We start from the raw sequence: 12,125 nt of genomic DNA, 5'->3' as shown, positions 1-12,125 counted from the left end.
TATCGATTGAAGGGCTATAACCCCGTGGAATTTTCGATGCGTCATTTGCCCCGTGCCGTTGCCCGAAGCCTGTTTCCCGCAGCCATCGCCGGAGTGTTCGCTCTCGGCCAATATCCGGCCGGAGCCGCCGAGGACGATGCCCCCAAGGGGCCGGCGGTCACGGTGCTGAAGGTCGCGAAATCCTGCTTCTCCGACATCGTCGAGGCGACCGGCACGATCATTGCGCGCGAGGAAACGTCGGTGCGGCCCGAACGTCCGGGCCTAAAGGTGACCGAGGTGCTGGCGGAAGCCGGCCAGACCACCACCGCCGGCCAGGTGCTGGCGCGGCTGGCGCTGCCGGAAGGCGGCACGCTTCAGGTCACCGCGCCCGTGGCGGGCGTGATCGCCACGTCGACCGCGCAGATCGGCAATTTCGCCTCCGCCAAGGGCGAGGCCCTGTTCACGATCGTGGCGCGCAGCGAATACGACCTGGTCGGCCTGGTCGCGACCACCGACATGCGCAAGCTCGCCGTCAACCAGCAGGCCACCGTGCGCATTGCCGGCGCCGACGACATCGATGGCAAGATTCGCCGCATCGGACCGACCGTCGAGCCGAACATCCAGCAGGGCATGGTCTATATCGGCATCTCCTCGCAGAAGCGCCTGTTGCTGAATGCGAGCGGCCGCGCGTTGATCAAGACCGGACAGAGCTGCAATGTCGCGGTGCCGCTGACAGCCGTGCAATATTCCTCGGCCGGCACCGTGGTGCAGGTGATCCGCCGCAACCGCGTCGAGACCAAGCGCGTCGAGATCGGATTGATGTCGGGCGGCAATATCGAGGTCCGCGACGGACTCAACGATGGCGACGTCGTCGTCGCCCGCGCCGGCGCGCTGCTGCGCGAGGGCGATCCGGTGCGCCCGGTGATGGCGAGCGCGGAAGCGGCGAAGTAGAGATTGAAGAAGAAAAACTAGCCGCCGGCTTCGCCGAAGCGAATGTCCTCGAGCAATGACGATGAGATGCTCGGGACCTGGTCGCCTTCGCTGGCGCGGGAGATGGCGACGCGGGTCTTGTTGAAGACGCTTTCGGCGCTGCTACCTTGCGCATTGAGGTTGTTGAGAAGCTCGCTGACGAGCACGCTGTGCTCGCCCTTGCCGTCGTCGACGACCTTGCCGGGCGAGGCCGAGGAGAGGATCAAGGCGTTGTCGGCCGCGCTGATCGGCGCGAGGCCGTGGCTGTAGGAGCGGAAGCGGCGCTCGTAAGGGTTACGGCGGGAGGCGTCGACGACGACGAGCTTGGCCTTGGCGCCCTGCTCCTTCATCATCTCGAGCACGCCGTCGATGGAGACGCCATGGCGACGGACGTCGCTTTCCTTCCAGATCACGGCATCGACCGGCAGCATGTAGCTCTCGCGGCCGGCCTGCACGCCGTAGCCGCCGAAGAACAGCATGACGACGCTGTCGCGATTGATCCGGGACTTCAGGCGGTTGACGGCGCGGACCATGTCGTCCTTGGTCGCATCTTCCACCATGTCGACGTCAAAGCCGTTCTTGCGCAGGGACGACGAGAGCGCGCGGGCGTCGTTGATCGATTGCGTCAGCGGCGCGTTGGCGTCAGGATAATGTCCATTGCCGATGACCAGCGCCAGATGCGTGGCATGGCCGATCGAGCCCGTGATCTGGTCGGTCGAGACGGCTTTGGCCGCATCGATCGCCCGCATGTTGAGAGCAGCATGCGCGCCGATGACGAGCGACACCGTGCCGATGAGGGCGGCGGCGACGGCAATCGTGCGTCTGGAGAGGTCGAGCTGCCTTACATTCATCTCGGTTCGTTCCTGTGCCAAAGACCAGCCAAGCGCGCGCACACTGTTTGAGTAGCGCGATAGCGTCTTTAGGTTTGAGGGATCGGCCGGGGATGTGCCCCCGAATTGCGCGCAATTTGCGGCGCCGCACCAAACAAACCTTTAACCGCATATAGGCCCCCGGGCAATAGATTGCTCAAATTTTGAGCTAAGTCACTGAAGATGTTAGATAATTCTCAGGCCTGGGTTTCTCCATTTTTTGCTCCCCGTAGCCTTCCGGAGCGGCATCAGGCAGCCTTCGTCCCGGCTTTTTCTGTGACTCCCATCACATTTGTATTTCCTGCGAATCCGGGTAGCTTTTTCAACGACTTGCAGGGGGTGGCGCGCGGCTGGGAGCGCGCCGGCCGGCCCCCGGCCAATGCCCCGCGACCAGGTATTTCATGAGCTTTCAATATTTTGCCGGCGCCGCCTGCCGGGCGCTGACGGCGCGGAAGGACGGCCCCTCGCTTTACGAGGTCTGCGATCCCGTCTTGTCGGGCGCGTCCGGCGGCGATCCGCATCTGGCCAAATTCTACAAGACTGCGCTCGGCAATCCCGCGCTACGGATGCTGCTGCGACGGGCCGGACTGCCCGAGCTGCGCGACGAAGCGAGGCTGGCGGCGCTGCGCCAAGCGCTTGCCCATGCCCGCGACGAGGCCGAGCCCGACTGGGCGGCCGTCGGCCAGCCCGTGGCCGATCTCGTCGACAGCATCGCGCTCGACCATCCCAGGCCGCCGCCGGCCATGTTCGTCGGCAAGGCGCCGCAACAATCGCAGATCGATGGCGTGATCCGCGATTGCGCACAGCACCTGCTCGGCTCGTACCGCAAGAACGGTTTCCTGCCGACCTACGCCGCCTTCAACCTGATTGGTGATCCCGATTGTCGCGGACGCGAGCTGATCATGGCGCTCACGGGCCTCAACGCGCGCGGCTACAAGAACTCCTCGCTGCTGTTCAACCTCGCCCGCGTCTTCATCGCGCGTTCGCCGGCGCGCGCCGTGGTCCATCCGCCCTGGCGAGGGGTTGCCGAGCCGATGTGGGAGCCGGTGCAGATCCGCCACCGCTCGGCCTATTACGATGCGTTCTTCATCGAGGCGCTGCTGAGCTATGTCGAGACCGGGCTGGCCTCACCCGCCGACAAGGTCGCGGCGGAGCGCGCGATCGCCGACATGGTGGATTTCTGCATCAATATCAGCCGCGAGGAGGTCGAGGGCATCGACGGCGTGCGGTTCAATGTCATCACGGCGCTCGCGCCGGCACCGCATCCGCGCTTCTCCCGCTTCTTCGCCCAGATCAAGCAGGATCTCGGCTTCGGAATCTACGTGCCGGATTGCGACACCACGGCCTGCTCGATCTCGGCAGCGACGCAGGCCGGCTGCACCGATCCGATCATCGACCAGCCGCTCTTGGATTTCTACGCCGGCTACCAGGTCCGCGCCGGCGTCAACGCGCCGCGCGTGACGGTGCCGCTGAACGACCATATCGACTACGAGGGTGGCATTGCGACCTGGATCGACAATCTCGCGGGCGAGCGTCCTTACGGCAACGATCTCGATCCGACGCTCAATCTCGACGTTCTCGAGGTCAGCTTTCGCAACCTGGCGCGCTGGAAGATTCTTGAGACGCCATCGCGGCTCGCCACTGTGCATCGCATCATCGGTTTCCAGAAGCGATTGGCGGCCAGCGGCGCTTTCGCCAATCCGCGCTCGCACATTTATTATCTGCCGGAGCTCTACAGTGCCTATTTCGGCCGTTGTTACGCAGCGTTCCTGGCGCTGCCACTGTCGGCCCAGGCCGCCATCGATCCCGACGGCGATTTCGATTTCATCCGCCACCGCGTGCTGTCCTACGTCAAAGGCGAGTTGATGGCCGCGGAGATGAACGCGTTCGACGCCGCACTGGCGCTGATCGCGCTCGGCCATCTCGGCGCCGACCCGCGCGCCTTTGCGCCGGCGCTGAACGTGATCGTCGATGCCATCGGCGAAGGCGGCCGCCGTGGCCCGTTCCGTGCCTATGAATGGAACAAGATGAAGACGCCGACGCGAATTCTGGTTGGCGGACCGGAGGTGACGTCGGCCTTCGTGCTGATGGGGCTAGCGGTGGCGCGGAGGCAAATGGTGAATGGCGAATAGCGAATAGGGGTCGTCCCTATTCGCCACTCCCTATTCGCAACTCGCCCGCTTTGATGACGGGAAGTTGAAAGCCTATCTGTCCGGCATACGCTGGCCGAGTAGCCAAAAGCTGACACAATCGCAGGCTCTATCGAGATTTTCCTGGGACTTGCGGACCGGCATGTTGCGAAACGTCCTGATTGCGCTGGCTTTCCTCGCCCTCCCCTCGCTGGCCGAGGCCGCCGATATCACCGGCACGGCCAAGGTACGCGCCGGCGATACCGTCGTGATCGGGAACACGCGAATCCGGCTCGGCGGCATCGACGCCCCCGCGCTCGACCAGCTCTGCCTCAACACCAAGACCGAGCGCTGGACCTGCGGCGTCGCCGCGCGTGACGAGCTCGCGAAACATACCGAGGGCAAGAGCTGGGTCTGCCACACCCGCGCCATCGACCGGCGCGGCCGCACCGTGGCGCGCTGCGAGGTCGGCGGCGAGGACATCCAGAAATGGCTGGTGCGCAGCGGCTGGGCGCTGGCCTACACCCGCATGTCCCATGATTACGACGCGGACGAAGCCGCTGCACGGGAGGCGAAGGCGGGGATGTGGCAGGGCGCCTTCATCGCGCCCTGGGACTGGCGCGTCCGCAACAAGAAGACCGCCATCCTGGGCGCCACCAAGCCGCCCGACGGCGCCCATGCGGTGCTGCTCGCCTCGGCCTCGGGACCGGTCGCGCCTTCACCTGATTGCACCATCAAGGGCAACGTCAACAGCGCCGGCGAATGCATCTACCACCAGCCGACTAGCCGCTGGTACACCCAGATCAGGATGAAGATCAGCAAGGGCACCCGCTGGTTCTGCTCAGTGGAAGAGGCGGAAGCCGCCGGCTGCCGCGAGACCAGGAGATAAGCGCCACAGCCCTGCGTTTAACGTGCTTTTCTATGGGCGCGCCGCCGCGTAAAAGTGTGATTCAGCGACCTACCAGCCTGTCCTCCAAAAACAAGGACCAACAGCAATGACCGTTCGCGCGGGCCGGGAATTTCTGGCCATCCCCGGGCCCACCACGATGCCCGACGAGGTGCTGCAGGCGATGCACCGTCCGGCGATCGACATCTACTCCAAGCAGATGACCGACCTGACCGAGGGCCTGCTCAGTGACATCTCGAAGCTGTTTTCGACCGAGGGCAAGTCCTACATCTACATCGCCAACGGCCACGGCGCCTGGGAAGCGGCGCTGAGCAACGTGCTGTCGCGCGGCGACAAGGTGCTGGTGCTGGAGAGCGGGCGTTTTGCGATCGGCTGGGGCAATGCGGCGGCGCTGATGGGCGCCGAGGTCGAGGTGCTCAAGGGCGACTGGCGCCGCGCGGTGCGGCCGCACGAGGTCGAGGAGCGCCTGCGCCGCGACAAGGAGCACACCATCAAGGCGGTCGTCGTCGTCCAGGTCGACACGGCCTCTGGCGTGCAGAACGACATCGAGGCGATCGGCAAGGCGATCAAGGCCAGCGGGCATCCCGCGCTGTACATGGTCGACACTGTCGCCTCGCTCGGCTGCATGCCGTTCGAGATGGACAGATGGGGCATCGACGTCGCCATGTCCGGCTCGCAGAAGGGTCTGATGACGCCGCCCGGCCTCGGCTTCGTCGCCGCTAATTCGCGTGCGCGCGAGGTGCACAAGACGGCCAACATGGCGACGCCCTATTGGAGCTGGAGCGAGCGCGAGGGCACCGAGCACTATCGCAAATATGCCGGCACCGCGCCGGTGCATCTGCTGTTCGCGCTGCGCCAGGCGATCGATCTCCTGCACGAGGAAGGACTGGAGAACGCGTTCCGCCGCCACAGCCTGCTCGGCGAAGCCGCGCGCCGCGCGGTCAACGTATGGTCGGAAGGCCAGGTGCTCGGCTTCAACGTGGCGGAAGCCAGCGAGCGCTCCAACACCGTGACCACGGTGACCATGAGCAACGGCCATGATCCGGCCGTGCTGCAACGCTATTGCAAAGACAAGTGCGGCGTCGTGCTCGGCACCGGCATCGGCGATCTCTCGGGACAAGCCTTCCGCATCGCCCATATGGGCCATGTGAATGCGCCGATGCTGCTCGGCACGTTGGGCGTGATCGAGATCGGGCTCAATGCGCTGAAGATCCCGCACGGCAAGGGCGGGCTGGAGGCGGCCGTCGCGTATCTTGGCGAGGAAGTGGCGGTGTAGGCGCGGCACGTTCCGCGCGGGTTTCTTCCTTCTCCCCTTGTGGGAGAAGGTCAGGGCCCGATGCGATACGCCGCGACCTGCGCCTTTAGCTCATTCAGCGGTGCAAGCGGCGCCTTCGGATCGACGCGATACTCCCCGCTCGCCAGCCACTTCAGCACCTTCGCATCAATCACCGGCGAATGGTGGATGACGTCGCTGTAATTGCCGAGATCGTGCGTCACCTGCTTGATCGCGCGGAAATCGTGCAGGCGCACGTTGGGAAGCTGCGTCAGGATTTGCGCAGTGCGTGCGGAGAGATCGGTGACGATCTTCAGCGTCTCGGGTGATGCATCGCGCATCGCGACGAATTGCAGGATCGAATAGGGCGGGAAGTAGATGTCGAAGGTCACGTCCGGATGGCGCGTGATCAGGCCGACCGCATCGCGCTCGAAATGCCGCACCATGGCATCGAAACCATAGCCTTCACCGAGGAAACGGCTGCGGGCGGGAGCGGTGATGTAGGCGAAGGCGGCAAGCGTCCGCTGCGCATTGTAGCCGCTCGCGACGTCGAAATCCCGCGGCAGCGCGTAGATGTCATCGACGTCGGGCAGCGCAAACCTAAGGGGGAGATAAGGCGCCGCCCGGGTCAGCGGCTCTCGCAATGACGCGACCGACCGCAGCAATGCGAACGCGGATTCCTTCGCCATCGCAGCGCTGAAAAGATAAGACCCGATCCCCCTGGCCGTCCTGCGATAGAGATCGACGGACAGATAGGGATCGGCCTCGATGTCGGTGGCATCGATAAAGATGAAGTCGTCCATCGCCCAGATCACCCGCTTTGCGCCGCGCTCGATCGCCTGCTCCAGCACAAAAGCCTGCTGGCGCGAATTGGAGCCGGTCATCGCCAGCTTGAGCGAACGGACGCCGAGCGCACGATCGATCTCGCTCTGGCGGAAATGGATCGCGAGTGAGGTGCCCATGAAGGCGGTGTCGAACGACTGGCTGCGGATCAGCCCGGCATTCTGCACGCGCGTGTCCTCGGAATAGAAGGCTGCGACGAAATACGAAGGGCGGAACAGTTGCAGGGGATCGACGACGTAGTTGAGTGCCGCCGCGCCCAGAACGCACGCAATGCTCGCGAGCAGAAGACGCCTTAGGTGTGTGAACGGCGTGCGCATCAGAACCGGAAATAGATGAATTCGCTGTGGCTCTGGATGCCCAGAATGCCGAACGCGAGCACCAGCGATGCCCCATAGAGCACCAGCGGCCGCATCCGCCCTGCCCGCAAGTCCTCGCCGACCCTGCGGCTGGCGTGATCGTATCCCATGATGCCTTGCGTGTTCGGCGCCAGCCACACCAGTGCGGCGTAAATCGTGACCTGCACCAGCGCCGCGATCTCCTCGCGGCCGAAGACGATGTTCGAGAGATCAGCCATCGCGTGGAGCACCCGCAACGCCCAGGCAACGCTCTCGGCGCGGAAGAACACCCAAGCGACGACGACGGCGAGGAAGGTCAGCACTGCGCCAGCGATGCGGACCGGCCTCGCAAGAAGCGATGGAACGTCCGGCACCAGCGCGTTGAAGGCATGATTGATGCAGAGATAGACGCCGTGCAGCGCACCCCATACCACGAACGTCCAGGCCGCGCCGTGCCAGAGCCCACCGAGCAGCATCGTGAGCATCAGATTGACGTAGCGCAGCACGCGGCCCCTGCGATTGCCGCCGAGCGGGATGTAGAGATAGTCGCGCAAGAACTGCGACAGCGTCATGTGCCAGCGCCGCCAGAACTCGACGATGCTGACCGCCTTGTAGGGCGAGTTGAAATTCACCGGCAGGAAAATGCCGAACATCAGCGAGATCCCGATCGCCATGTCGGAATAGCCGGAGAAGTCGAAATAAAGCTGGAACGTGTAGGCGAGCGCACCACACCAGGCCTGGTCAAAGCTCGGCGAGCGCGTCTCGAAGGCGAGCGCGACCAGTGGCTGGATGCCGTCGGCAAGACACGTCTTCTTGAACAGGCCGATGGCGAAGATGATGACCCCGCACAGGATCAGATGCGCATCCGGAAGCTTGCTCTCCTTCCGATCGAATTGCGGGATCATGTCCTTGTGATGGAGAATCGGTCCTGCGATCAGATGCGGGAAATAGGTCACGAACAGCGCGTAGTGCGGCAGCGCATAGGCCGCGACCTGCCCGCGGTAAGCGTCCACCAGGAACGCAATCTGGGTGAACGTGTAGAAGGAGATGCCGACCGGCAGCAGGATATGGACCGCGAAATGCGTGCCGGCCAGCGCATTGATGTTCTCGGTGACGAAGCCGGCATATTTGAAGATGCCGAGCACGAGGAGATCGCCGATGACACCAAGAGCGAGCGCCGTCTTTCGGTGCGGCGACGTGAGCTTCGCCAAGATGAGGAGATGGCCGACGCCATAGTTGAAGGCGATCGAGATCAGCAACAGGGCCAGGAATGGCCAGCTGCCGGTGGCGTAAAAAGCGAGCGAGGCCGCCGCCAGCCAGATCACCGGCGTCAGATTGCTGCGCCGCCCGAGCCAGAAGTAGCCAGCCAGCACGGCCGGCAGGAACAGCAGGATGAACGGATAGGAATTGAACAGCATCAGGCTGCACCGGCGGCGGGGATATGGGCCGTAAAGCATACCAGGGCGAGGTCAACAACCCGGCGATCTGGCACGGTCCTTGCCGCTAGCTGCGCTAGCAATTCGCGGTCTCGTCGCCATATGATGCGCGACCTGCCGCCGCCCATGGCCGTCATTGCCCGGCTTGACCCGGCCATCCATCACTCCGAACTTCGTTCTTGATGGATGCGGGTCAAGCCCGCGCATGACGATCTGGGTTCCGACGAGACATGAACGAGGATCGAGTGACACAGGCCAAAACACCTTTCCAGCCGCCCGTCGCCCCGCGCCGGCCGCATTCCTTCACGCGGCACGGCATCACCGTGACCGACGAGTATGCCTGGCTGAAGGACGAGAAGTGGCAGGAGGTTTTGCGCGATCCCAGCGTGCTCGATCCCGACATCCGGAAATATCTGGATGAGGAGAACGTCTACACCGAGAGCCTGCTTGGCCACACCGCCACTCTCCAGAAGACGCTGGTGCGCGAGATGCGGGGGCGGATCAAGGAGGACGATTCCAGCGTGCCTTCGCCCGACGGTCCCTTCGCCTATTTCCGCCGGTTTCGCGAGGGCGGGCAGCACGAGCTGTTCGGCCGCATGCCGCGCGACGGCGGCGACGGCCAGATCGTGCTCGACGGCGACGCACTCGCCAAGGACCACAAATACTTCAAATTCGGCGGCAGCCGGCACTCGCACGACCACAAGCTCCAGGCCTGGAGCGCCGACACCAAGGGCTCCGAATATTTTTCCATCCGCGTGCGTGATTGGGCTACGGCCAAGGACCTTGACGATATCGTCGAGGAGACCGACGGCGGCATCGTCTGGAGCAAAGATTGCAAGAGCTTCTTCTATGTGAAGCTCGACGACAATCATCGGCCGATGCAGGTGTGGCGGCACAGGCTCGGCACCAAGCAGGCCGACGACACACTCGTCTATGAGGAGCAGGATGCCGGCTGGTTCACCCACCTGCACGAGAGCACCAGCGGCCGCTTCTGCGTGATCGCCGGCGGCGACCACGAGACCTCCGAGCAACGGCTGATCGACCTCGCCAATCCGGAGGCGCCGCCGCGCCTGGTCGCAGCGCGCGAAGAGGGCGTGCAATATTCGCTGGCCGATCGCGGCGACGAGCTCTTCATCCTCACCAATGCCGACGATGCCATCGACTTCAAGATCGTCACGGCGCCGCTCGGCGCGCCCGAGCGCAAGAACTGGCGCGATCTGATCCCATATCGTCCCGGCATCTACATCATCGACCTCGATCTCTATGCCGGTCATCTGGTGCGGCTCGAGCGCGCCAATGCGCTGCCGGCAATCGTGATCCGCGATCTCGCCACGAACGAGGAGCATGCCATCGCCTTCGACGAGGCCGCCTATTCGCTGGACACGATGGGCTCGTACGAGTTCGAGACGACGAATCTGCGCTTTTCCTATTCGTCGATGACGACGCCGTCGGAGGTCTATGATTACGACATGGTCAAGCGCACGCGCACCTTGCGCAAGCGTCAGGAGATTCCGTCCGGCCATGATGCCGCTGACTACGTCACCACGCGCATCATGGCAAAGGCGCATGACGGCGCCGAGGTGCCGGTGTCGATCCTGCATCGTCGCGGGCTCACGCTGGACGGCTCGGCGCCGCTGCTGCTCTATGGTTACGGCTCCTACGGCATGGCGATGCCGGCCTCGTTCAGCGCTAACCGCCTGTCGTTGGTCGATCGCGGCTTCGTCTATGCCATCGCCCATATCCGCGGCGGTGCCGACAAGGGTTGGGGCTGGTATCTCGACGGCAAGCGCGAGAAGAAGACGAATTCGTTCGACGATTTTGCCGCCAGCGCCCAGGCGCTGATTGATGCGAAGTACACTAGCGCCAAACGCATTATCGGCCATGGTGGCTCGGCCGGCGGCATGCTGATGGGCGCGGTCGCCAATCGCGCCGGCGAACTGTTCGCCGGCATCGTTGCCGAAGTGCCGTTCGTCGACGTGCTCAACACCATGCTCGACGACACGCTGCCGCTGACGCCGCCGGAATGGCCGGAATGGGGTAACCCGATCGAAAGCGAGAAGGATTTTCGCACCATCCTGTCCTACTCGCCTTATGACAATATCGCGGCGAAAGACTATCCGGCGATCCTGGCGATGGGCGGATTGACCGATCCGCGCGTCACCTATTGGGAGCCTGCCAAATGGATCGCGCGCCTGCGCGCCACCATGATCGGCGGCGGGCCGGTGTTGCTGCGTACCAACATGGGCGCCGGCCATGGCGGCGCCTCGGGACGCTTCGACCGACTCGATGAAGTCGCGATCGTCTACGCATTCGCACTGTGGGCGGCGGGGATGGCGGAAGCGTGATCTTCTGCCTCTCCCCTTTCCGGCAACCATATGGCGTTTAGCGCGACCTGAGGGCGCGCCTCGTCCTTCGAGACGACCGCTTCGCGGTCTCCTCAGGATGTGGCTAAGCAGCGTTGTTGCTCGTTGAACTGCGCCCGCGCACTCGCTTCCTCATCCTGAGGGCCCGCCAACGGCGGGCGTCTCGAAGGATGGCCACAGACGAAATCGCTCCTATGTGCCATTGCCCCGATCGCAACGGGGAGAAGCGAAGAAATTAGCGCCCGTTCTTCTTCCGCCACTCCGCGAAGTCGGTGAGCGTCTGCGGATCGGTCGCGGGGTAAAGACCAAAGATGCCGCGGCCTTTGCCGACTTCCTCAGTGACGAAGTCCTCGAACGCCGTCATCTCAAACGTCTCGTTGGCGATCTCGTCGGCAAGATGCGCGGGGATGACGATGACACCGTCGGAATCGCCGAGAATGACGTCGCCGGGGAACACCGGCGCATCGCCGCAGCCGATCGGCACGTTGATCTCGATTGCCTGATGCAGTGTCAGATTGGTCGGCGCCGAGGGGCGGTGATGAAACGCGGGGAAGCCGAGTTTTGCGATCTCGGCGGAATCGCGAAAGCCGCCATCGGTGAGGACACCGGCGACGCCGCGCTTCATCAGCCGTGTGACCAGAATCGCGCCGGCAGAGGCCGCGCGCGCGTCCTTGCGGCTGTCCATCACCAGCACGCTGCCTGCCGGACAATCCTCGACCGCCTTGCGTTGCGGATGGGAACGGTCCTTGAAGACGTCAATGTTGTTGAGATCCTCGCGCGCCGGCATGTAGCGCAGCGTGAAGGCCTCGCCGACGATGGTCGGCTGGTCGGGACTTAAGGGGCGCACATCCTGGATCATCTGGATGCGCAGGCCGCGTTTGAACAGCGCGGTGGCGACCGTGGCGGTGGAGACGGATTTGAGCTTGTTGCGGGTCGTTTCGGTAAGTTTGGGCATTTGGTGCACTCTCTCTAATGGTCATTCCGGGGCGCGAAGCGAGCCCGGAATCTCGAGGTTCCGGGTT

The 12,125-nt window shown here is 64.0% G+C and carries 9 protein-coding genes; 5 read left to right on the top strand and 4 right to left on the bottom strand.

Annotation, left to right across the window (positions count from 1 at the left end):
• The first annotated feature begins 36 nt into the window (after positions 1 to 36).
• Positions 37 to 930, top strand: coding sequence for an HlyD family efflux transporter periplasmic adaptor subunit (locus IVA87_RS11490; RefSeq protein ID WP_247304001.1), 894 nt, complete (start codon positions 37 to 39; stop codon positions 928 to 930).
• A 17-nt stretch (positions 931 to 947) separates the two neighbouring features.
• Here IVA87_RS11490 and IVA87_RS11485 read toward each other — a convergent pair whose 3' ends face one another.
• Complete coding sequence (locus IVA87_RS11485; RefSeq protein ID WP_247303998.1) at positions 948 to 1,799, bottom strand: caspase family protein; 852 nt, start codon at positions 1,797 to 1,799, stop codon at positions 948 to 950.
• 419 nt (positions 1,800 to 2,218) lie between these two features.
• Here IVA87_RS11485 and IVA87_RS11480 point away from each other — a divergent pair, with 419 nt between their 5' ends.
• The 3 genes from IVA87_RS11480 (at position 2,219) to IVA87_RS11470 (ending at position 6,129) form a co-directional block, all read left to right on the top strand.
• Positions 2,219 to 3,949, top strand: a complete 1,731-nt coding sequence (locus IVA87_RS11480; RefSeq protein ID WP_247303997.1) for a hypothetical protein — start codon at positions 2,219 to 2,221, stop codon at positions 3,947 to 3,949.
• Positions 3,950 to 4,109: 160 nt separating this feature from the next.
• Complete coding sequence (locus IVA87_RS11475; protein ID WP_247303995.1) at positions 4,110 to 4,835, top strand: thermonuclease family protein; 726 nt, start codon at positions 4,110 to 4,112, stop codon at positions 4,833 to 4,835.
• Positions 4,836 to 4,941: 106 nt separating this feature from the next.
• A complete protein-coding gene (locus IVA87_RS11470; protein WP_247303993.1) occupies positions 4,942 to 6,129 on the top strand; it encodes an aminotransferase class V-fold PLP-dependent enzyme in 1,188 nt (395 codons plus the stop codon).
• A 50-nt stretch (positions 6,130 to 6,179) separates the two neighbouring features.
• On the opposite strand, the gene IVA87_RS11465 is transcribed toward IVA87_RS11470, so the two are convergent.
• Both IVA87_RS11465 and IVA87_RS11460 read right to left on the bottom strand, forming a co-directional pair.
• Entirely contained in the window at positions 6,180 to 7,286 is a 1,107-nt protein-coding gene (locus tag IVA87_RS11465; RefSeq protein WP_247303991.1) for a hypothetical protein, read from the bottom strand.
• Entirely contained in the window at positions 7,286 to 8,722 is a 1,437-nt protein-coding gene (locus IVA87_RS11460) for an MBOAT family O-acyltransferase (RefSeq protein WP_247333597.1), read from the bottom strand. The genes IVA87_RS11465 and IVA87_RS11460 overlap by 1 nt, the downstream gene beginning before the upstream one ends.
• 263 nt (positions 8,723 to 8,985) lie before the next feature.
• Here IVA87_RS11460 and IVA87_RS11455 point away from each other — a divergent pair, with 263 nt between their 5' ends.
• The gene (locus IVA87_RS11455; protein WP_247303986.1) at positions 8,986 to 11,085 is read left to right on the top strand and encodes a S9 family peptidase; all 2,100 of its coding nucleotides are present in this window, start codon (positions 8,986 to 8,988) and stop codon (positions 11,083 to 11,085) included.
• Positions 11,086 to 11,338: 253 nt separating this feature from the next.
• On the opposite strand, the gene IVA87_RS11450 is transcribed toward IVA87_RS11455, so the two are convergent.
• Complete coding sequence (locus IVA87_RS11450; RefSeq protein ID WP_247333596.1) at positions 11,339 to 12,058, bottom strand: ribonuclease activity regulator RraA; 720 nt, start codon at positions 12,056 to 12,058, stop codon at positions 11,339 to 11,341.
• Positions 12,059 to 12,125 lie beyond the last annotated feature (67 nt).

The sequence above is a fragment of the Bradyrhizobium sp. 147 genome (assembly GCF_023073935.1).
GTDB lineage: Bacteria > Pseudomonadota > Alphaproteobacteria > Rhizobiales > Xanthobacteraceae > Bradyrhizobium.
The sequence above is the reverse complement of the archived record's forward strand: the minus strand, read 5'-3'. Positions and strand labels throughout refer to the sequence as shown.

Excerpts from the sequence above, each read along its gene's own strand:
- IVA87_RS11490 (WP_247304001.1), top strand. The coding sequence starts at position 37 with ATGCGTCATTTGCCCCGTGCCGTTGCCCGAAGCCTGTTTCCCGCAGCC.
- IVA87_RS11485 (WP_247303998.1), bottom strand. The coding sequence starts at position 1,799 with ATGAATGTAAGGCAGCTCGACCTCTCCAGACGCACGATTGCCGTCGCC.
- IVA87_RS11480 (WP_247303997.1), top strand. The coding sequence starts at position 2,219 with ATGAGCTTTCAATATTTTGCCGGCGCCGCCTGCCGGGCGCTGACGGCG.
- IVA87_RS11475 (WP_247303995.1), top strand. The coding sequence starts at position 4,110 with ATGTTGCGAAACGTCCTGATTGCGCTGGCTTTCCTCGCCCTCCCCTCG.
- IVA87_RS11470 (WP_247303993.1), top strand. The coding sequence starts at position 4,942 with ATGACCGTTCGCGCGGGCCGGGAATTTCTGGCCATCCCCGGGCCCACC.
- IVA87_RS11465 (WP_247303991.1), bottom strand. The coding sequence starts at position 7,286 with ATGCGCACGCCGTTCACACACCTAAGGCGTCTTCTGCTCGCGAGCATT.
- IVA87_RS11460 (WP_247333597.1), bottom strand. The coding sequence starts at position 8,722 with ATGCTGTTCAATTCCTATCCGTTCATCCTGCTGTTCCTGCCGGCCGTG.
- IVA87_RS11450 (WP_247333596.1), bottom strand. The coding sequence starts at position 12,058 with ATGCCCAAACTTACCGAAACGACCCGCAACAAGCTCAAATCCGTCTCC.